A 20,657-nucleotide genomic window follows, 5' to 3' on the forward strand; every position below is an offset into this window, starting at 1 on the left:
GGGAGAGCGGGGATGCGTCAGCACGCGGCCGTTGCCAATCCCCAATCCCGACTCTCCACTCCCGGCCTCACTCGCACCAATGCACGCGCAGGCGCGCACCGGGCGTATCGAAGGCGACGCGAATCGGATACTCGTGCGGATCGGTGCCGGCCAGCGCACGTTCCAGCACCTCCAGCTTCTGCTTGCCGCGCAACAGCAGCATGCGCTGGCCGATCGGCGCCAGGCCGGCCGGGGTCAGGGTGATGCGCAGCGGCCAGGTATTGGCGCCGGGGCAGCCGGTGGCGTCGAGCGCGGCGTAGGGCAGCGGGTTGGTCAGGGCCTTGTTCAAATCGGTGGCGCCGGGGAACAGCGAGGCGGTGTGGCCGTCGCCGCCCATGCCCAGCACCGCCATGCATGCGGCCGGGGCGTGCTGCGCATGCAGGTTGGCCGCGTGCACGCAGTCCTGCAGCGGCTTGCCGACCCGCACCAGCGGCTCGAACCGCGCGTCCTCGGTGCGATCCAGCAGGCTGTGCCGGATCAGGTAGGCATTGCTGTCGCTGTCCTGCGGCGAGAGCCAGCGCTCGTCGACCAGGCCGACCTCCAGCTTGGACCAGTCCAGCGGCAGCTCGGCCAGCGCCTGGTACACCGGCGCCGGGGTGGTACCGCCGGACAGCAGCAGGCGCGCGCCGCCGCGGCGCTGGATCTCCTCGCGCAGCGCGGTGCCGATCTCGGCCGCCGCCGCGTCGATCCATTCGTCCGGATCGTCGTAGCGGATCAGCGTGATGCGGTCGGACAGCGTGGGGCTCATGCAATGGCTCCTGGGGATTGCCGCGCGGCGTCCACCGCGTAGGCGGCGGCGCCGAGCAGGCCGGGACGGGGGTGGGTCACCGCCAGCGACGGCACCCGCGCCATGATCGACGAAAACCGGCCCTTGTGCTCGAAGCGCTGGCGGAACCCGGAATGCTGGATCGCGTCGAGCATCTTCGGCACCAGCCCGCCGGTCAGGAACACGCCGTCCCAGGCGCCCTGCATCAGCACCAGATCGCCGGCGATGGCGCCGAACACGGCGCAGAACACGTCCACCGTGCGCATCGCCCGGTAGTCGCCCTGCGCGGCGCGCGCGGTGATGTCTTCCGGCTGCAGCGGGCCCGGGTCGTCGCCGGCGATCTCGCTCAGCGCGCGGTGGATGTTGACCAGGCCGGGGCCGCAGATCAGGCGCTCGTTGGAGACGCGACCGAACTGCTGCGACAGCAGTTCCAGGATGCGGATCTCCTCCGGCGTGCCCGGCGGGAAGCTGACGTGACCGCCCTCGGTTTCCAGCGGGAAGCAGCGCCCGCCGCGCACCAGCAGGCCGCCCACGCCCAGGCCGGTGCCGGGGCCGATCACGCCGTAGTTGCGCGGCACCTCGATCGGCGAGGGCGTCCAGCTGGCGCCGCCGACCTGGACCACGTCCTGCGGCCGCAGCAGGCTGATCGCCATCGCCTGCGCGGCGAAGTCGTTGATCAGGTGCAACTCGTCGAAGCCGAGCATGGCGCGGGTGCGCGCCCGCGAGATCACCCACGGATGGTTGGTGATGCGCGCCTCGTCGCCATCGACGCGGCCGGCGACCGCGAAGGTGCCGCTGCGCGCGTCCACCCCGGTCTGTTCCAGGTAGTGCCGGGCGGCGTCGCCCAGCGACGGGAACTCCACCACCGAGTAGGTCTGGGTGCTGTCGTCGAGCAGCGGCACCGAGGCGTCGAGGTCGGCGAGGGCGAAACGGGCATTGGTGCCGCCGATGTCGGCCACCAGCACCGGGCGCTGCGGCGCGCTCACGGCGTACCCCGCGGCGCGGCGCCGGACTGGTCGCAGGACACGTAGGCCTGCGCTTCCTCCGGCCCCCAGCTGCCGGCCGGGTAGGGCAGCAGCGGCAGTTGCGCCTGCGCCCAGGCGGCGCTGACGCTGTCGATCCAGGCCCAGGCGGCACGCACCTCGTCGTCGCGCACGAACAGCGCGTGGTTGCCGTTGAGCGCGTCGAGCATCAGCCGCTCGTAGGCGATGCGACGGTGCAGGCCGGTGGGCACCGACAGTTCCAGTTCCAGCGGCTGCAGTTCCAGCGCGCCCCATTCCGGGCCGGCCAGGCTGCTCATCAGCCCCAGTTCGATGTTCTCCTGCGGCTGCAGCTGGAAGGTCAGCCGGTTCGGCGCCGCCTGCTGCGCGGCCGGGCGCTCGAACAGCCAGTGGGTGACCGGCTTGAGCGTGACCACCACGCGGGTGGAGCGCTCGGCCAGGCGCTTGCCGGTGCACAGCCGGAACGGCACCCCGGCCCAGCGCCAGTTGTCGATGTAGGCGGTGACCGCGGCGAAGGTTTCCACGTCGCTGCCTTCCGGCGGCTGGTAGGCCTGCGCCGGCTGGCCGTTGATGGTGCCGGCGGTGTAGCGTCCGCGCACGCTGTCGCGGGCGGCATGCTCTGCGCTCAGCGGACGCAGCGCGCGCAGCACCTTGACCTTCTCGTCGCGGATGCGGTCGGCTTCCAACGACGCCGGCGGCTCCATCGCCACCAGGCACAGCAACTGCAGGATATGGCTCTGCACCATGTCGCGCAGCGCGCCGGAACGCGCGTAGTAGGCGTCACGGCCGTCCACGCCCTCGCTCTCGGCGACCAGGATGTCCACCGACTCGATGTAGGTGCGGTTCCACACCGCTTCCAGCAGCGTGTTGCCGAAACGCAGCGCGATCAGGTTCTGCACCGCGGCCTTGCCCAGGTAGTGGTCAAGGCGGAATACGCGGTCCTCGTCGATCAGCGCGCCGATCGCCTGCACGATTTCGCGGGCGCTGTCCGAATCGTGGCCGATCGGCTTCTCCAGCATCAGCCGGTGCGGCGCGGCCAGCGCCCCGCCCAGGGCCAGGCCCTGGCAGGTGCTGATGTACAGCCCCGGCGGGATCGCCAGGTAGCTCACGCAGCGGCGTGCGGTCAGGTCGCGCACCGCCGCGGCCACCGATTCGGCATCGCGCAGGTCCACCGAGCGGTAGTCGATGCGCGCCAGCAGCGCCTGCACGATCGATTCGCCGATCTGCGGCATCGCCGCCTGCAGGCGCGGCTTGAGGAGTTCGTGGAACTTGGCGGTGTCGTGCGGCGACAGCGCCAGCGCGCGGATGCGGAAGTCCTCCGGCAGGAAGCCGTCGTCGAGCATGCGCAGCAACGAGGGGAACAGATAGCGCTGGGCCAGATCGCCGGTGGCGCCGAACAACAGGAAGGTATCGTGCATCGACCGGGTTTCGGTTTCGGGTGACATGGTGTCGATCACCTGGGGGCTAGGAGTGACGTGGCGTGGGAAAGCGAACGGCGGGAACGGCCTGTATCCGGCCGGTTCGGGCGAAAGCGTGACGCGGAAAGGCCGCCAGACGGGAACGCACGATCCAGGAGATGAATACGACTGCCAGACCTCTGAGCATACCTCTCCCATGCCGCGTGCTGCAGGCCGGATAACGACGGCGCGCCGGATCGGCGGCTGGCGGATCGCATTGCGTGCCCTCCCAGGCTCGATGTTGCCCCGTGAAAACGGTTACATGGCAGAATACCGCATCGCGATCCATTGTTGCCTGCGCGCTGGCACGATGCGACCCGCATTCGTATGCACTGCCTTCGGGAGGGACCGGCGGCAGCCCGTTCCTCACTGCCGGAAACCGGATACCGCACCATGGCGAAAGTACAACTGGACAACATCCGCAAGGTCTACGACAACGGCCAGGTCGCCGTGCACGGGGCCAGCTTCGAAGTGGCCGACGGCGAACTGATGGTGCTGGTCGGGCCGTCGGGCTGCGGCAAGTCCACGCTGCTGCGGATGATCGCCGGCCTGGAAGAGATCAGTGGCGGCGAGTTGCGCATCGGCGAGCGCGTGGTCAACGACGTGGCGCCCAAGGACCGCGACATCGCCATGGTGTTCCAGAGCTATGCGCTGTACCCGCACATGACCGTGGCCGAGAACCTGGCGTTCGGGCTCAAGCTGCGCGGCGAGAGCAAGGAGGTCATCCGCCAGCGGGTGGCCGCCGCCGCCGACACCCTGGGCCTGACCCCGATGCTGGACAAGCTGCCGCGCGCCATGTCCGGCGGCCAGCGCCAGCGCGTGGCGCTGGGCCGCGCGCTGGTGCGCGAGCCGGCGGTGTTCCTGCTCGACGAGCCGCTGTCCAACCTGGACGCCAAGCTGCGCCACTCGGTGCGCACCGAGATCGCGCAGCTGCACCGCAAGCTCGGCACCACCATGATCTACGTCACCCACGACCAGGTCGAGGCGATGACCCTGGGCCAGCGCATCGTCGTGCTCAAGGACGGGCTGATCCAGCAGATCGACACGCCGATGGCGCTGTACGACCGCCCGGCCAACCTGTTCGTGGCCGGTTTCCTCGGCAGCCCGGCGATGAACGTGCTGCGCGGGCGGCTGGTGGAGGAGGGTGGCCTGCACCTGCACCTGCAGTTGCAGGACGGCGGGCGGGTGCCGCTGCCGGGTGCGCAGATCGCGCCGCAGTGGCTGGGCCGGGAGCTGGCGATCGGCGTGCGGCCGGAGCACCTGCAGCCGAGCGAGGAGGCGCAGGGCGGCTTCGAGGCCACCATCGAGGTGATCGAGCCGGTCGGCAACGAGATCTTCGTCAATCTCAGCCACGGCGCGCAGCCGCTGGTGATGCGGGTGGCGCCGCGTGCGCTGCCGGGCCTGGGCGAGCGCCTGCGGGTGGTGGTGCGCGGCGACGCGCTGCACTTCTTCGACGCCGAGAGCGGCGTGCGCCTGGAGAGCCGGGATTCGGGAATCGGGAATCGGGAATCGCAGTAGCAACAGCGCGAAGCGCCGGCGCGCTCAGCGCGCCAGGCCGTCGACCAGTGGCTGCCAGTGCGCCGGATGGCCGTCGACCTCCAGCCCGGTTGGTGGCGCGTCCTCCAGCGGTAGTACCGCCAGCGCCAGGGCGCCGGCGACGCTGACCACGCTGCCGAACGGCTGGCCGTCGCGCAGCACCGGCGCGTCGATCGCAACCGTTGCATCCAGCTCCAGCAGCTGCGCGGCGCGCTTGGCCTTGCCCAGGAAGTGGGTGCGGGCGACGATTTCCTGGCCGGGGTAGCAGCCCTTCTTGACGCTGAAGGCGTGCAGCCGGTCTAGGCCCAGTTGCTGCGGCGTCCACTGTTCGCGCTGGCTCGGTGCCAGCCGGACCAGGCCCAGGCGCAGGTCGGCCGCGCGCCAGGCCTCCGCCAGCGGCGGGTCGGCCGACTGCGCCTCCGCCACCGGCGTCGGCACCAGGCGCAGCGTGCGCGGCAGGCCGTCGCCGCCCATGTCCAGCTCGATCACGCCGGCCTTATCGCGCGCCGACGTCGCGCCCCGGGCCTGGTCCGGTAGGCTCAGGCGACCAATACCATGCAACGTGCCCTCGACGGTAATGCGCAGCTTGCGCCGGAACACGAAGCGGCCCAGCGCCGCCGCCAGGTCCTCGGCGCCGCCGTCGGGCAGCAGCATCAGCAAGGCGTCGTCGGCCTGGCGCAGCAGCGCGAACACCGCGATCACCCGGCCCTTGGCGGTGAGCCAGGCGTTCCACTGCCACTGGCCCGCCGTCAGCGCCTGCACGTCGTTGGCGAACTGGGCATGGGCGAAGGCCACCGCATCCGGACCGCGTAATGCGACGTATTGCAGGTGTGGCAGGGCGGAAAAACCGCCGGAATCGAGATTCAGGTTGTCAGGCACGAGAGGGGAGGACTAAAATTGACGAGTTGTGAGACCCGCATGATAGGCCAACCAACCCCCACACCCGAGTCCGATCCCGAAACGCAGCGGCCCGCCGAGGACACCCCTCCGCAGACTCCGCCTGCGCCGCGGGAGATCGGCGGACGCGGCGGCCTCGAGCCGACGCGCTACGGCGACTGGGAGAAAAACGGACGCTGCATCGATTTTTGAGCAGCTTTGAGCCAACGCGGCCTTAAGCACGCCGCCCAGCCGAGACAACGAGCCAAGCGCATGGCGACCCGCGAACGTCCTCTTTCCCCCCATCTGCAGGTCTATCGCTGGCAGATCCAGATGGTCACGTCGATCCTGCACCGTGCCACCGGCATCGTGCTGTCGCTCGGCGCGCTGATCATCGCCGCCGCACTGCTGGTGCTGATGCTCGGCCCGGCGTCTTGGAACTGCTTCCGCGGCATGGCCGGCGCCTGGTACGGGCAGGTGTTCCTGTTCGCCTGGAGCTGGGCCTTCGCCTACCACCTGTGCAACGGCCTGCGCCACATCGTGCAGGACTTCGGCCACGGCTTCAGCATCCCCGCGTTCGTGCGCAGCAGCTGGATGTCGGTGATCGCCAGCCTGGTGATCGTGGCGCTGATCTGGGCCTATGTCCTCAACGGAGCCGCCGCATGAGCCGCTACCGCACCCCTCTGAAGAACGTCCGCGGCCTGGGCGCGGCCAAGTCCGGCACCGAACATTTCGTGCTGCAGCGGCTCACCGCCACCGCGCTGGTCGGCCTGGCCGTGTGGTTCCTGGTGTTCGTGCTGAGCCTGCTCGGCGCCGACTACGTCACCGCCACCGAGGCCGTGGCCAAGCCGTGGAACGCGGTGCTCCTGGTCGGCTTCCTGATCGCGATGTTCTGGCACGCGCAGATCGGCCTGCAGGTCATCCTCGAAGATTACGTGCACAACTCGCTGCTGGCCCTGGCGCTGCAGACCACGGTGAAGTTCGTCGCCGTGCTCGGCGCGATCGTCGGTGTATTCGCGGTCGCCCGCATCGCCCTGGGCAGCGCCTGATCGGCGCCCGGAACAGGAATTCAAAGTAGATGTCCGCTTACAAGATCACCGAACACAAGTACGACATGGTCGTGGTCGGCGCCGGCGGCGCCGGCCTGCGCGCGACCTTCGGCCTGGCCGCCAAGGGCCTGCAGACGGTCTGCCTGACCAAGGTCTTCCCGACCCGTTCGCACACCGTGGCCGCGCAGGGCGGCATCTCCGCCGCGCTCGGCAACATGGGCGAGGACGACTGGCGCTACCACTTCTACGACACCATCAAGGGCTCGGACTGGCTGGGCGACCAGGACGCCATCGAGTACATGTGCCGCGAGGCGATTCCGGCGATCATCGAGCTGGAGCACTACGGCGTGCCGTTCAGCCGCACCGAGGACGGCAAGATCTACCAGCGTCCGTTCGGCGGCATGACCACCAAGTACGGCGAAGGCCCGTCCGCGCAGCGCACCTGCGCCGCCGCCGACCGTACCGGTCACGCCATGCTGCACACGCTGTACCAGCAGTCGCTGGCGCACAACGCGCGCTTCATGATCGAGTACTTCGCGCTCGACCTGATCTTCGACGAAGAGGGCGTGTGCCGCGGCGTGCTCGCTCTGGACATGGCCGAAGGCTCGCTGCACCTGTTCCGCGCCCACGGCGTGGTGCTGGCCACCGGCGGCTACGGCCGCGCCTACTTCAGCGCCACCTCGGCGCATACCTGCACCGGCGACGGCGGCGGCCTGGTGATGCGCGCCGGCCTGCCGATGCAGGACATGGAGTTCGTGCAGTTCCACCCGACCGGCATCTACGGCGCTGGCTGCCTGATCACCGAAGGCGTGCGCGGCGAAGGCGGCATCCTGCGCAACAGCGGCGGCGAGCGCTTCATGGAGCGCTACGCGCCGCACTACAAGGACCTGGCCTCGCGCGACGTGGTGTCGCGTTCGATGACCATCGAGATCCGCGAAGGCCGCGGCGTCGGTGAGCACAAGGACCACATCCTGCTCGACCTGACCCACCTCGGCCCGGGCGTGATCGACGAGAAGCTGCCCGGCATCGCCGAGAGCGCGCGCATCTTCGCCGGCGTCGACGTGCACAAGCAGCCGATCCCGGTGATCCCGACCGTGCACTACAACATGGGCGGCATCCCCACCAACTACCACGGCGAAGTGGTGCGCAAGGATGGCGACAACCCGGATTCGGTGGTGCCAGGCCTGTACGCCATCGGCGAGGCCGCCTGCGTGTCGGTGCACGGCGCCAACCGCCTGGGCTCCAACTCGCTGCTCGACCTGGTGGTGTTCGGCCGCGCGGTGGCCAACCGCTGTGCCGAGACGATCAAGACCGGCGCGCCGCACAAGGGCCTGCCGGGCGATGCCTGCGACAAGGCGCTGGGCCTGCTGGACAAGCTGCGCAACGCCAACGGCGGCACCCCGACCTCGGTGATCCGCGACAAGATGCAGCGCACCATGCAGTCCGACGCGGCGGTGTTCCGCACCAGCAAGACGCTGAAGGAAGGCGTGGACAAGATGGCCGACATCTTCGCCAGCTTCGAGGACGTGAAGGTCTCCGACCGCTCGCTGGTGTGGAATTCCGACCTGATCGAGACCTACGAGCTGAACAACCTGCTGCTCAACGCGGTGGCGACGATCAACTCGGCCGAACAGCGCAAGGAAAGCCGCGGCGCGCACGCCCACGAGGATTTCCCCGACCGCGACGACGTCAACTGGCAGAAGCACACGCTGGTCACCGTCGACGACAAGGGCCAGTGCAGCTTCGACTATCGCCCGGTGCACATGTACACGCTCAGCAGCGACGTGGACGTGGTGCCGCCGAAGCCGCGCGTTTACTGACCAAAGCCGGGATTGGGGAGTGGTGATTCGGGATTCGAAACATGCTTCGTTTCCTGCTCTCGCCCGAATCTCCAATCCCTAATCCCCAATCCCGGATTTAAAAGCCATGGCAGAGTTCACCCTCCCCAAGAATTCCAAGATCGGCAAGGGCAAGCACTTTCCCGCCAAGGGCGCGAAGAATGTGCGGACCTTCAAGGTCTACCGGTGGAATCCGGACGACGACAGCAACCCGCGGACCGACACCTACGAGGTGGATCTGGACGCGTGCGGCCCGATGGTTCTGGACGCGCTGATCAAGATCAAGAACGAGATCGACCCGACCCTGACCTTCCGCCGCTCGTGCCGCGAAGGCATCTGCGGGTCGTGCGCGATGAACATCGACGGCACCAACACGCTGGCCTGCACCAAGGCGATCGCCGACTGCGGCAAGAAGGAAGTGCCGATCTACCCGCTGCCGCACATGAGCGTGGTCAAGGATCTGGTGCCGGACCTGACCCACTTCTACGCGCAGTACGCCTCGATCAAGCCCTGGATCCGCACCCAGACCCCGCCGCCGCCGGATCGCGAGCGGCTGCAGTCGCCGGAGGACCGCAAGAAGCTCGACGGCCTGTACGAGTGCATCCTGTGCGCCTGCTGCTCGACCAGCTGCCCGAGCTACTGGTGGAACGGCGAGCGTTACCTCGGCCCGGCGATCCTGCTGCAGGCCTACCGCTGGATCATCGATTCGCGCGACGAGGACACCGGTGCGCGCCTGGACGATCTGGAAGATCCGTTCAAGCTGTACCGCTGCCACACCATCATGAACTGCGCGCGGACCTGCCCGAAGGGGCTGAACCCGGCGTTGGCGATCGCCGAGATCAAGAAGCTGATGATGGCGCGCCGCGCCTGATCGCAGCGGCGGACGTTCCAAGCGGCGGGCCTGCCCGCCGACCGCGCGGCACCGGCTTTCGGGTTCGGTGCCGCGTTCGTTTTCGGCGGCTGCCGTGCGGCGCCGCCCCCAGGCAAGGGCGCATGCGATGGACGAGACCACCGAACTGAAGAAGCTGCGCTGGCGCTGCCGGCGCGGCATGCGCGAATTGGACCAGCTGTTCGGCCGCTACCTGGACCGGCGCTGGGGGGAGGCGTCCGAGGACGAGCGCGGGGTTTTCCTATACCTGCTCGATTGCGAGGACGATAAGTTGTGGCGCTGGTTCATGGGCTACGAGGCCTGTCCCGATGCACGCGCCGCCGACCTCATCGCTTCCATCCGCGCCATGCCGGCTTGACTGGCGCCCCTCGCGCTGGCTGCTGGCCGCGCTGAGCCTGCTCGGCGCGCTGGCGCCGCTGTCGCTGCTCTGCTCGGACCTGCCGCCGCGCCTGGCCTGGCCGGCGGCCGCGCTGGCGTTGCTGTACGCAGCTTGGCTGCTGCGCCGCGAGGCCCGGCGCGCGCCGCGTACGCTGCTGCTGCCCACCGGCGCCGGTGCGCCCAGCGTCGACGGCGTGGCGGTGACCGAGCTGCAGGTCGCCTGGCGCGGACCGCTGGCATTCGTGCGCTGGCGTGACGCGCAGGGGCGCACGCAGCGCCTGGCGTGGTGGCCGGACACGCTGCCGGCGGCGGCACGACGTGAACTGCGTCTGGCCGCTTCGGCCCTTGCCGCTTCGTCTGCGCCGCCGCAAATGGCACCATAGCGCTCCCTGGATGGTGGCTGCGCATGTTCAAACCCTTACCCGTGGCCATCGGCCTGCGCTATCTGCGCGCCAAGCGCCGCAACAACTTCATCTCCTTCATCTCCATGGCCTCGATCCTCGGCATCGCCCTGGGCGTGACCGTGCTGATCACCACCCTGGCGGTGATGAGCGGCTTCCAGAAGGAGATCCGCGATCGCCTGCTGCAGATGGCCGCGCACGCCACGGTCAGCGCGCAGGGCGCGCCGATGGAGGACTGGCAGCACGCGGTGGACGTGGCCATGCGCGACAAGCGCGTCGCCGGCGCCGCGCCCTACGTCGAGGAAGAGGCATTGCTCACCGGCCAGCGCAACCAGCCGGCGATCGTCCGCGGCATCCTGCCCAAGGAAGAGGCCAAGGTCTCGGTGCTGGCGCAGAAGATGAAGCAGGGCTCGGTCGACAGCCTGACCCCCGGTTCCTACAACATCCTGCTCGGCCAGGAGCTGGCGCTGTGGCTGGGCGTGGGCGTCGGCGACAAGGTCGTGGTGATGCTCGGCGAGCCGCAGGCCAGCCCGATGGGCATGGTGCCGCGCTACAAGCGCTTCACCGTCAGCGGCATCTTCGAGGCCGGCTACAACGAAATCGACCGCGGCCTGGCGGTGACCAGCATGCCCGACCTGCAGCGCGTGCTGCGCATGGGCGACGGCGTCACCGGCGTGCGCCTGCGGCTGTACGACATGGACCAGGCCTGGAACGTGGCGCGCGACCTGGCGCTGAACCTGCACGGCCCGTACATGGTCAGCGACTGGACCCGCGAGAACGCCAACCTGTACCAGTCGCTGAAGATGGAAAAGACGGTGATGGGCATCCTGCTGTCGCTGATCATCGCGATGGGCGCGTTCAACCTGGTGTCCTCGCAGGTGATGCTGGTGACCGACAAGCAGGCCGACATCGCCATCCTGCGCACGCTGGGGCTGAGCCCGGGCGGGGTGATGCAGGTGTTCATGGTGCAGGGCACGCTGATCGGCGTGATCGGCACCGTCGCCGGCGTGATCGGCGGCATCGTGCTGACGCTCAACCTGGAGCGGATCCTGGCCGGCATCGAGGCGGTGTTCAACATCAAGCTGCTGCCGGAGGACGTCTATTACATCACCGGCCTGCCGACCGACATGCAGCCGCACGACGTCATGGTGATCACCATCGTGGCCTTGCTGATGAGCTTCCTGGCCACGCTGTACCCGGCCTGGCGCGCGGCGCGCACGCAGCCGGCGGAGGCGCTGCGCTATGAATGAGGGCCGGGAATCGGGAATGGGAAATCGGGAATCGGGAATGCAGAAGCCACAAGCGGACGCGGCGATCCGTGCCGAAGGCCTGGCCAAGACCTACGCCGAAGGCAAGATGCGCACGCCGGTGTTCGACGGCCTGGAGTTGAGCGTGGCGGCGGGCGAGACCGTGGCCATCGTCGGCGCTTCCGGTGCCGGCAAGAGCACCTTGCTGCACCTGCTTGGCGGTCTGGACGTGCCGACCTCGGGTGAGGTCTATGTGGCGGGCCAGCGTATGTCGGCGCTGACCGATGCGGCGCGCGGGCAGTTGCGCAACCGCTCGCTGGGCTTCGTCTACCAGTTCCATCACCTGCTGCCGGAGTTCACCGCGCTGGAGAACGTGATGATGCCGGTGCTGCTGGGCGGCGCGCCAATACAGGACGCCGATGCGCGCGCACGCGCGCTGCTGGAATCGGTGGGCCTGGGCCACCGCCTGGAGCACAAGCCGGGCGAACTGTCCGGCGGCGAGCGTCAGCGCGCCGCGGTGGCGCGCGCGCTGGTCAATCGCCCGGCCTGCGTGCTCGGCGACGAGCCGACCGGCAACCTGGACGACAAGACCGCGGCCAACGTGTTCGCGCTGATGCTCGAACTCAACCGCGCGCAAGGTACCAGCCTGGTCCTGGTCACCCACGACCGCAGCCTGGCACGCAAGCTGGACCGCGTGCTGGAGCTGCACCAGGGCAAGCTGCGCGAACTGGCGCCTGCGGACGTTTGAGGGCGCGGTGGCGGCCGCATGTGCCGCCGCGTCGAGCATTGTCGGGCCACGATCGCGGCCTGAGGGTCGTGAGCCGCTGAAGCCCGTTGCATGCGGGGCCAGGCGTGACAGCCTGGTTTGCTGTGCGCCAGCGGTCACGACAAGAGCAGTGTCCCGCTACCCGATGCAGTGCGCGTCGGGACTGAAGTCCCTCCCACAGTGCATATCGCCGCTTCGCCGAGCAGTGGAGCGACGTCAGGCGCGACGAACGAGGCAGCAAGTCGCAGCGGCTTCAGTGCATCTGCCGACGCCGAAGATCCTCGGGCAGGCGAAGCACTTCTAGCGCAAGCGGCCCTCAGGAGCGGCTTCAGCCGCGAAGGAGCATCACCGGTAGAGCCCGTCGCGGCTGAAAGCCGCTCCTATACGTGGTCCCATGTAGGAGCGGCTTCAGCCGCGACGAACGAAGCCGGGTAGGTAGCCGGCCTTGGTTGCTGTCGGCGCCGAAAAACTTCGCACAGCATGCCCAGCAAACGCGTCGCCACGGCAATGCGGCGCATGTCCATACAACGCCATACAACGGCGATCGTCCTGGAGCACATCGCGTGCCCCATAACCGGCAACCTTTGGATTGCCGTTTCCCGCTGCTTCGGCGCTCCTGATCAGACTGCGCCCCTCAGGGAATCACCCGCTGCGCACGCAGGCGCGTGAACAGTTCCAGGAACGAGGCGCGGCTGTCGTAGTAGCCGAAGAAGCCCAGGTCGCGGCTCTTGGTCATGTCGTTGACGCACTCGATTTCGCGGCCAAGATCGGCATCGGTGTGCCACCACGACGCGAGCTGGTTCACGTCCGTCTGGACCAACCCATGTTGTTCGGCGATCTCGCGCCACAGTGCCGGTGCGGTGTCCTGCAGGCGCGGCTGCAGCGGCATCGGCGTGTTGGGATACGGAGCAGGTTCCAGGCCGAAGAACGCGGCGATTTCGCCCCACATCCAGCGCCAGCGGAACACGTCGCCGTTGACCGTGTTGAAGGCCTGGTTGCGTGCGGCCGGGCTGGTCGCGGCCCAGGCCAGCTGGCGGCCGAGCAGGCCGGCGTCGGTGAGGTCGGTGAGGCTGTCCCACTGCGCGCGCGAGCCGGGGAACACGAACGGCTGGCCAGTGTGCTTGCACAGCGTCGCATACACCGCCAGGGTCACGCCCATGTTCATCGCATTGCTGCCGTTGGCCTGGCCGATCATGGTGTGCGAGCGATGCACGCTCCAGCCGAAGCCATGGCGCGCGGCGGCGTCGAACAGCAGGTCTTCCAGCGTGTAATAGAAATTCTCGCCCGGCTGCCGCGGTTCGCTCTCGCGGAACGGCGTCTCCGCCTTGCCGCTGCCGTAGTGCTCGAACGAGCCCAGGTAGTGCTTGGTGCCGGTGACCAGCGCCATGTGCTGCAGTGTGGCGCCGTCCAGGCCCTCGCACAGATGCCGCAGCATCGCGCCGTTGGCGGCGACGTTCTCCTTCTCGGTGTCGCGCCGCGTCCAGGTGCAGAAGAACACGTGGGTGATCGGCAACCCGCGCAGCGCGGCGATGGTGGCCTCGCGATCGAGCAGGTCGGCCGCCACCGGGATCACGCCTTCCTGCGGCACCGGGCGGCGTGCCAGCCCATAGACGGTCCAGCCATCGGCAACCAGCACGTTGGCGAGGTTGTAGCCGGAGATGCCAGTGACTCCGACGATCAGTGCGATGCCCTTGCGCATGCGCGAACTCCTTACGACGTGGGGTATCGCACCATAGGCGCGGGGCGATGAAGCTGCGGCGAACTGCGCCAGGACTGTGACGCGGCGCGCGCCTGCGTGTTAGGCAAATTCTGACGAGGTGTCCCGGGGTAGACCGATGGTCCGCGGCGAGAGGCGATGCGACGCTGGCGTTGCGATCGCGATGGTGTCGCGCGATGCGCATCTCGTGCGGCGGCATGTCGCTGCTTTCGATCCGTCGAGGCCAAGGAGGGCAAGCACATGCAAGCGTCTGCAGACAGCGTGCTGCGCCAGGACGCCGCTGTTCCCGACTCGCGCTGGCCGGTAATGGCGCCGTTCGGTCCTGCGGTCGCCGCCAGCCTTGCCGCAGGCGTGCTGGCCGCGCTGTGGCTGCCGCGCCTGCTTCCCTGGCCGCTGGCCTTGGCGATCTTGCTCGCCGGGGCGTCGCTGTACGTCGCGGCGCCGCGCTGGCGCTGGCTGGGAGCGTTCGCGATCGGCGCCGGCTGGTTGGCGCTGGTCGCCGGCATGGTGCTGGCGCGGCAGTTGCCAGCCGACTGGGAAAAGCGCGTAGTCGACGTCCGCGGCCAAGTGGTGGAACTGCCGCAGGCCGAAACCCGCCGTACCCGCTTCCTGTTCCGCGTCGACGCCGATGCGGCGCAGCCGGCGCCGTTGCGTGGGCGCCTGTTGCAACTGGCGTGGTACGACGACTTCGGCACGCATCAGGCCGGACCGCGCAGCGCCTTGCGCGCCGGCGCGCGCTGGCAGTTGCAGGTGCGCCTGCGTGCACCGCGCGGCTTGAGCAATCCCGGCGGTTTCGACGCAGAAGCCTATGCGCTGGCGCAGCGGATCAGCGCCAGCGGCTACGTGGTGGCGCCGCACGCGGCAGCGCCACTGGCGCCGGGGCAGGGCATCGATGCCTGGCGTGCGGACATGTCCGCACGCATCGCCGCCGCCGTGCCGCAGGCCTCGGCGCGCTACGTGCAGGCGCTGGCGCTGGGCGACACGCGGCGGCTGGACGATCGCGACTGGCGCATCCTGCGCGCCGCCGGGCTGACCCATCTCATCGCCATTTCCGGCTTCCATGTCGGCCTGGTCGCCGGCGCCTTCGCCTTGCTCGGCGGCGGCGTGTGGCGTCTGTGGCCGCGACTGGGCCGCTATTGGCCGCGACGCCAGGCCGCGGCCGCGCTGGCGCTGCTCGGTGCCGGTGGTTACACACTGGTGTCTGGCATGGCCCTGCCGACCGTGCGCACTGCGTTGATGATCGCGGTGGTGGTGGCGGCACGGCTGTGGCGGCGGCCAGTGCGGGTCGCCGACGCGCTGGCGCTGGCGGCGATCGCCATGCTGCTCTGCGACCCGCTGGCGGTGCTCTCGGCCGGCTTCTGGCTGAGCTTCCTCGGCGTCGCCTGGCTGGCCTGGTGCATGCCCGACGCCGGGCGCGGCTGGCGCGAGACGCTGCGCAGCTTCCTCACCGCGCAGGGTGTGGCCACGGTCGGCCTGCTGCCGGTGAGCACGATGCTGTTCGGGCAGGCCTCGCTGGTCGGGCCACTGGCGAATTTACTGGCGATTCCGTGGTGGAGCCTGGTGGTGGTGCCGCTGGCGCTGCTCGGGACCGCGCTGGAGGCGCTGCATGCCGGCGCTGGGGCCTGGCTGTGGCGCCTGGCCGCGGCCTGCTTCGACCTGACCTGGCCGCTGTTCGTGGCCCTGGGCGAGAGCCGCTTCGCACTGCGCTGGCTGCCGGAGGCGCGCGACTGGGCGCTGCCGCTGGCCCTGCTGGGCGCGTTCTGGCTGCTGTTGCCGCGCGGGGTGCCGGGCAAGCCGCTGGCGGCGCTGCTGTGGTTGCCCTTGCTGTATCCGCCGCTGGAGCGGCCGCGGCCGGGCGAGGTCGATCTGGTGATGTTCGACGTGGGGCAGGGGCTGTCGTTGCTGGTGCGCACGGCGAACCACCAATTGCTGTACGACACCGGGCCGGCGGTGGAGGACGGCTACGACGCCGGCGAGCGCGTGGTGGTGCCGGCGCTGCATGCGCTCGGCGTGGCGCGGCTGGAGCGTGCGGTGATCAGCCATGCCGACAACGATCATGCCGGCGGTCTGGCGGCGGTGCGTGCGGCGCTGCCGATCGGCCTGGTCCAGGCACCGGCCGGCGCGCCGTTGCCGGTGGACCGGGCCTGCGTGGCCGGGAGCGCCTGGGAATGGGATGGGGTGCGTTTCCGGTTCCTGCATCCGGCGCCGCACTTTCCCTATCTGCGCAACGAGGCCAGCTGCGTACTGCGCGTGGAAACCGCGCACGGTGCGCTGTTGCTGGCCGGCGACATCGGCGACGTGATCGAGCGCAAGCTGCTGCGCGAGGCGCCGCAGGCATTGCGCGCCGACGTGGTGGTGGCGCCGCATCATGGCAGCGCGCATTCCTCGCAGCCGGCCTTCGTCGCCGCCACCGGTGCGCGGCTGGTGCTGGTCTCGGCGGCCTACGGCAACCGCTTCGGCCATCCGCATCCCGGCGTGGTGGCGCGCTGGCAGGCGGCCGGCGCCGAGGTCGCCGGCACGCCGCAGAGTGGTGCGCTGCGCGTGTGGCTGGGGCGTGCCGGCCTGCAACTGCGCGAACGGCGGCCCTGGCGGGCGCGGTTGTGGGATGCGGCGGAGCGGGTGCGGGCGGCTGCTATCCTATCGGCCAGTGAACGAACGGCCGAGCGTGCCGGAGGGTTGCGACGTGTGGGAACTGGTCAAGGCCGGTGGCTGGCCGATGGTGCCATTGCTGCTGTTGGGCGTGGTCGCGCTGGCGATCGTCCTGGAGCGGTTCTGGAGCCTGCGCCGTAGCGAGGTGCTGCCACCGGGACTCGGCCAGGAAGTGCGCAACTGGGCCACGCGCAGCAAGCTCGACCCCACCCACATCGAATCGTTGCGGCGCAATTCGCCGCTGGGCGCGCTGCTCGCCGCCGGCCTGGACGTGCGCAACCGCCCGCGCGAGATCGTGCGCGAGCGCATCGAGGACACCGGCCGGCACGTCGTGCACCGCATGGAGCGTTACCTGAACGCGTTGGGCACGGTCGCATCGGCCGGGCCGCTGCTGGGCCTGCTCGGCACCGTGGTCGGCATGATCCAGATGTTCCTGGGCATCCTCGACCACGGCCTGGGCGACGTGAACCAGCTCGCCGGCGGCATCGGCAAGGCGCTGGTGTGCACCGCCACCGGCATGATCATCGCGGTGCCGGCGCTGATCTTCCATCGCCATTTCAAGAGCCGCATCGCCGGCTACGTGATCGAGATGGAGCAGGAAGCCACCGCGCTGACCGATGCGCTGGACGGCCACGGCCGTGCCGCTGCGCCGGCCGCACCGGCACGCGGCGCCGCGTCGAACGCCGCGGCGGCCAAGGGCTGAGCCGGTGCGGATCCGCGACGACCGTGGCCAGGACGAGCCGCAGATCGACCTGGTGCCGTTGATCGACGTCATCCTGGTGCTGATCATCTTCTTCGTGGTGACCACCACCTTCGATGCGCGTTCCACGCTGCAACTGCAACTGCCCAATGCCAGCGACCGCAACGCGCCGCCCCCGGCGCGCGCGCTGAGCGTGCTGATCAACGCCGACGGGCATTACTTCATCAACGACCAGGAAGTGCTGCGCACCGACGTGGAGTCGGTCAAACGCAGCATCGCCCAGGTCGCCGGCGACGACCGCGAGCAGCCGGTGCTGCTGCGCGCCGACGCGCGCACGCCCTACCAGGCGGTCGTCACCGCACAGGATGCGCTGGGCCAGCTCGGGTTCCGCCGCATCGCCATCGCCACTGCTCCCGAAGTCAACAGGGACGGAAGCTCCAAGTGAATCTACCCTCCGACGTGCCCGTCCAGGATTCCCCCTGGCGGACCTATCGCCGCCTGTTGTCCTATGCCGGCGGCTACCGTGGACTGCTGCTGATCGCCGCGGTCGGCGCGCTGCTGGAGGCGCTGGCCGGCTCCGGCTTCCTGGCGCTGATGAAGCCGATCACCGACGAGACCTTCATCGCGCGCAACCGCGACGTGGCGATGTGGCTGCCGCTGCAGATCGTCGGCCTGTTCGTGCTGCGCGGCATTGCCGGCTATGTCACCGACATGTCGATGGGGCGTGCGGCGCGGAGCATCTCCCGCGATTTCCGGGTCAACGTGCTGGACAAGTACCTGCGCCTGCCGGGCAGCCGTTTCGACGCCGAGCCGGTGGCCTCGATGCTGGTGCGGCTGGGCTCGGACAGCGAGCAGGTCGCGCAGGCCGCGGTCGACGCGATGAAGGTGATGGTGCAGCAGACCCTGCAGATCGTCGGCGCGCTGGCGGTGATGCTGTGGTACAGCTGGACCGTGACCGTGACCATCCTGCTGGTGGCGCCGCCACTGGCGTGGGTGATGGACCGCGTGGCCAAGCGCTACCGGCGGGTGAGCCACCGCATCCAGGAAAGCAACGCTGAACTGATGCAGGCCGCCGAGCAGGCGCTGTCCGGCAACCAGGAGGTCAAGGTCTACGGTGCGCGTCCCAGCGAGATGGAGCGCTACCAGCAACTGGCCAACACCAACCTGCATCTGGCGATGAAGGTCGAATCCACCCGCGGCATTTCCTCGGCCGCGGTGCAACTGCTGGGCGCGATCGGTCTGGCCGCGCTGTTGCTGATCGCCGGCCACGAAGCGCTGGCCGGGCGCCTGACCGCCGGCGAGTTCGTCTCGCTGATGACCGCGATGATGGCGATCATCCCGGCGCTGAAAAACCTCACCAACGTGCAGAACATGCTGCAGCGGGGCGTCGCCTCGGCGCAGCGATTGTTCGTGGTGCTGGACGCGCCCGAGGAACAGGACAGCGGCACCCGCCACATCGAGCGCGCGCAGGGACGGATCGAATTCCGTGAGGTCACCGCCGCCTATCCGGGGCAGGCGCGGCCGGCGCTGGCCGAGGTCAGCTTCGTCGCCGAACCCGGCACCGTCACCGCCATCGTCGGCCGCTCCGGCAGCGGCAAGTCGAGCCTGGTCAAGCTGATCCCGCGTTTCTACGACCCGCAGTCCGGGCAGATCCTGCTAGACGGCCATCCGCTGCAGGACTATCGGCTGGAGGACCTGCGCCGGCAGATCGCCCTGGTCGGCCAGCAGGTGATGCTGTTCGACGGCAGCATCGCCGACAACGTCGCCTACGGCGAGATGCGCGAGGCAGGCCCGGCGCAGCTGCGCCAGGCGGTCGCCGACGCCAATGCCATGGAGTTCGTCGACCACCTGCCGGAAGGCCTGCAGGCGCAGGTCGGGGCCAAGGGCGGGCGTCTGTCCGGCGGCCAGCGGCAGCGCCTGGCGATCGCGCGGGCGATGCTCAAGGATGCGCCGATCCTGATCCTCGACGAGGCCACCGCGGCACTGGACAACGAATCCGAGCGGCTGGTGCAGGACGCCTTGCACCGGCTGATGCCCGACCGCACCACGCTGGTCATCGCGCACCGGCTGTCGACCATCGAGCACGCCGACCAGGTGCTGGTGATGGACCATGGCCGCATCGTCGAGCGCGGTACCCACCATGAGTTGCTGGCGCTGGGCGGGGTCTACGCGCACCTGCACAGCATGCAGTTCCGCGAAAGGCAGTACGGATGAGCGAGCGCGGGCCACACACACCGGCCTACTGGTACGGCAAGGGCGCGCCGCCGCTGCACGCGCGGTTGCTGACCCCGCTGTACGCGGCGGCGATCGCGCTGCGCCGCGCGCTGTACCGGCGCGGCTGGCGCAAGCGCCACAGCATCGCCGCACCGGTGGTGGTGGTCGGCAATCTCACCGCCGGCGGCACCGGCAAGACGCCGCTGACCATCGCCCTGGTGCAGCGCCTGCGCGACGCCGGCTGGAGCCCGGGCGTGGCCAGCCGCGGCTACGGCCGCAGCCAGCCGCAGGAGCCGCGCTGGATCGAGCCGGGTACCTCGGCCGAGCAGGGCGGCGACGAGCCGGTGCTGATCGCACGCAAGACCGGGGTGCCGGTGCGGGTGGACCGCGACCGCGTCGCCGCGGCGCGGGCGTTGCTGCAGGCCGGCTGCGACATCGTGGTCTGCGACGACGGCCTGCAGCACTACCGGCTGCAGCGCGACATCGAGATCGAGGTGGTGGATGGCCAGCGCCGCTACGGCAACGGCCGCCTGCTGCCGGCCGGGCCGCTGCGCGAGCCGGTCGCGCGCGGCAACGAATGCGATTTCCGCGTCATCAACCTGGGCCAGGCCAGCGACAGCGGCGAGTTCGAAGCGGGCTTCGGCGAATGGGCGATGCGCCTGCGCATCGACAGCGCGCAGCCGCTGCGCGGCGGCCGTGCGCGGCCGCTGCGCAGCTTCGCCGGCCAGCGCGTGCACGCCGTCGCCGGCATCGCCCATCCGCAGCGCTTCTTCGACATGCTGCGCGCGCAGGGCATCGGCGTGGTCCCGCATGCCTTTCCCGATCACCACCAGTACCGCGCCACGGACCTGGCCTTCGGCAGCGAACTGCCGGTGCTGATGACCGAGAAGGACGCGGTCAAATGCGCCGCCTTCGTCAACGATTGGTGCTTCAGCGTGCCGCTGGCCGCCGAACTGCCGGCGGCGTTCTGGATCGGCCTGCTCGACCGGCTGGACAAGCTGCGTGGCCGCGCGGGCGGGACAGGCGACTAGGGCGTCTGCCCATCCCCGCGCGCGGCGCTGTGGTCTGCGGGTACGCCACCGACGTGCGTGGCGCAGCGCGGCCTTGGCCGTGTCCAACCGCGAGAGGCGTCCG

At 69.7% G+C, this 20,657-nt stretch carries 20 protein-coding genes; 15 read left to right on the forward strand and 5 right to left on the reverse strand.

Features of this window, described 5'->3' with window-relative positions; genetic code table 11:
- Positions 1 to 67: 67 nt before the first annotated feature.
- From pgl to zwf, 3 genes are read right to left on the reverse strand one after another with little or no spacing between them, the layout of a single operon-like run.
- On the reverse strand, positions 68 to 787 hold the full coding sequence (pgl, locus tag FHR66_RS06590) for a 6-phosphogluconolactonase (RefSeq protein ID WP_048488905.1): 720 nt from the start codon (positions 785 to 787) through the stop codon (positions 68 to 70).
- Positions 784 to 1,791: a glucokinase gene (gene glk / locus FHR66_RS06595; RefSeq protein WP_160965097.1), complete on the reverse strand. Its 1,008-nt coding sequence runs from the start codon at positions 1,789 to 1,791 to the stop codon at positions 784 to 786. The genes pgl and glk overlap by 4 nt, the downstream gene beginning before the upstream one ends.
- Positions 1,788 to 3,224, reverse strand: coding sequence for a glucose-6-phosphate dehydrogenase (gene zwf / locus FHR66_RS06600; RefSeq protein WP_160965095.1), 1,437 nt, complete (start codon positions 3,222 to 3,224; stop codon positions 1,788 to 1,790). The genes glk and zwf overlap by 4 nt, the downstream gene beginning before the upstream one ends.
- Positions 3,225 to 3,656: 432 nt before the next feature.
- On the opposite strand from zwf, the gene FHR66_RS06605 reads away from it, so the two are divergent.
- Positions 3,657 to 4,781, forward strand: a complete 1,125-nt coding sequence (locus FHR66_RS06605; RefSeq protein WP_160965093.1) for an ABC transporter ATP-binding protein — start codon at positions 3,657 to 3,659, stop codon at positions 4,779 to 4,781.
- A 24-nt stretch (positions 4,782 to 4,805) separates the two neighbouring features.
- On the opposite strand, the gene ygfZ is transcribed toward FHR66_RS06605, so the two are convergent.
- Complete coding sequence (gene ygfZ / locus FHR66_RS06610) at positions 4,806 to 5,678, reverse strand: CAF17-like 4Fe-4S cluster assembly/insertion protein YgfZ (protein ID WP_343160659.1); 873 nt, start codon at positions 5,676 to 5,678, stop codon at positions 4,806 to 4,808.
- A gap of 39 nt (positions 5,679 to 5,717) precedes the next feature.
- Between ygfZ and FHR66_RS06615 the strand changes: the two genes are divergently transcribed.
- From FHR66_RS06615 to lolD, 9 genes are all read left to right on the forward strand, one after another.
- Positions 5,718 to 5,888 carry a DUF1674 domain-containing protein gene (locus FHR66_RS06615; protein ID WP_160965091.1) on the forward strand — a complete coding sequence of 57 codons (171 nt, stop codon included), beginning with the start codon at positions 5,718 to 5,720 and terminating at the stop codon, positions 5,886 to 5,888.
- 60 nt (positions 5,889 to 5,948) lie between these two features.
- Positions 5,949 to 6,341 carry a succinate dehydrogenase, cytochrome b556 subunit gene (sdhC, locus tag FHR66_RS06620; protein ID WP_160965089.1) on the forward strand — a complete coding sequence of 131 codons (393 nt, stop codon included), beginning with the start codon at positions 5,949 to 5,951 and terminating at the stop codon, positions 6,339 to 6,341.
- Positions 6,338 to 6,724, forward strand: a complete 387-nt coding sequence (gene sdhD, locus FHR66_RS06625; protein WP_160965087.1) for a succinate dehydrogenase, hydrophobic membrane anchor protein — start codon at positions 6,338 to 6,340, stop codon at positions 6,722 to 6,724. Before sdhC ends, sdhD begins: the two co-directional genes overlap by 4 nt.
- Before the next feature lie 29 nt (positions 6,725 to 6,753).
- Positions 6,754 to 8,544: a succinate dehydrogenase flavoprotein subunit gene (gene sdhA, locus FHR66_RS06630; protein WP_160965085.1), complete on the forward strand. Its 1,791-nt coding sequence runs from the start codon at positions 6,754 to 6,756 to the stop codon at positions 8,542 to 8,544.
- 106 nt (positions 8,545 to 8,650) lie between these two features.
- Positions 8,651 to 9,433 (forward strand): succinate dehydrogenase iron-sulfur subunit, encoded by a 783-nt coding sequence (locus tag FHR66_RS06635; protein WP_010342653.1) that lies wholly within the window; start codon positions 8,651 to 8,653, stop codon positions 9,431 to 9,433.
- 127 nt (positions 9,434 to 9,560) lie between these two features.
- Positions 9,561 to 9,809, forward strand: a complete 249-nt coding sequence (locus FHR66_RS06640) for an FAD assembly factor SdhE (protein ID WP_017908443.1) — start codon at positions 9,561 to 9,563, stop codon at positions 9,807 to 9,809.
- Positions 9,760 to 10,212, forward strand: a complete 453-nt coding sequence (locus FHR66_RS06645; protein ID WP_160965083.1) for a hypothetical protein — start codon at positions 9,760 to 9,762, stop codon at positions 10,210 to 10,212. The genes FHR66_RS06640 and FHR66_RS06645 overlap by 50 nt, the downstream gene beginning before the upstream one ends.
- 23 nt (positions 10,213 to 10,235) lie before the next feature.
- Positions 10,236 to 11,480, forward strand: coding sequence for a lipoprotein-releasing ABC transporter permease subunit (locus FHR66_RS06650; protein ID WP_160965081.1), 1,245 nt, complete (start codon positions 10,236 to 10,238; stop codon positions 11,478 to 11,480).
- 37 nt (positions 11,481 to 11,517) lie between these two features.
- Positions 11,518 to 12,225 carry a lipoprotein-releasing ABC transporter ATP-binding protein LolD gene (gene lolD / locus FHR66_RS06655; RefSeq protein ID WP_160965079.1) on the forward strand — a complete coding sequence of 236 codons (708 nt, stop codon included), beginning with the start codon at positions 11,518 to 11,520 and terminating at the stop codon, positions 12,223 to 12,225.
- Between the two features lie 652 nt (positions 12,226 to 12,877).
- Here lolD and FHR66_RS06660 read toward each other — a convergent pair.
- Complete coding sequence (locus tag FHR66_RS06660; protein ID WP_160965077.1) at positions 12,878 to 13,942, reverse strand: SDR family oxidoreductase; 1,065 nt, start codon at positions 13,940 to 13,942, stop codon at positions 12,878 to 12,880.
- Between the two features lie 324 nt (positions 13,943 to 14,266).
- On the opposite strand from FHR66_RS06660, the gene FHR66_RS06665 reads away from it, so the two are divergent.
- From FHR66_RS06665 to lpxK, 5 genes are read left to right on the forward strand one after another with little or no spacing between them, the layout of a single operon-like run.
- On the forward strand, positions 14,267 to 16,750 hold the full coding sequence (locus FHR66_RS06665) for a DNA internalization-related competence protein ComEC/Rec2 (protein ID WP_160965221.1): 2,484 nt from the start codon (positions 14,267 to 14,269) through the stop codon (positions 16,748 to 16,750).
- Entirely contained in the window at positions 16,644 to 17,312 is a 669-nt protein-coding gene (locus FHR66_RS06670) for a MotA/TolQ/ExbB proton channel family protein (RefSeq protein ID WP_160965075.1), read from the forward strand. Before FHR66_RS06665 ends, FHR66_RS06670 begins: the two co-directional genes overlap by 107 nt.
- 4 nt (positions 17,313 to 17,316) lie before the next feature.
- Positions 17,317 to 17,754, forward strand: a complete 438-nt coding sequence (locus FHR66_RS06675) for an ExbD/TolR family protein (RefSeq protein WP_019800228.1) — start codon at positions 17,317 to 17,319, stop codon at positions 17,752 to 17,754.
- Positions 17,751 to 19,523: a lipid A export permease/ATP-binding protein MsbA gene (msbA, locus tag FHR66_RS06680; RefSeq protein WP_167087598.1), complete on the forward strand. Its 1,773-nt coding sequence runs from the start codon at positions 17,751 to 17,753 to the stop codon at positions 19,521 to 19,523. The genes FHR66_RS06675 and msbA overlap by 4 nt, the downstream gene beginning before the upstream one ends.
- A complete protein-coding gene (lpxK, locus tag FHR66_RS06685; RefSeq protein ID WP_167087599.1) occupies positions 19,520 to 20,554 on the forward strand; it encodes a tetraacyldisaccharide 4'-kinase in 1,035 nt (344 codons plus the stop codon). The genes msbA and lpxK overlap by 4 nt, the downstream gene beginning before the upstream one ends.
- Positions 20,555 to 20,657: the final 103 nt, after the last annotated feature.

The sequence above is a fragment of the Xanthomonas sp. F4 genome (genome assembly GCF_011761895.1).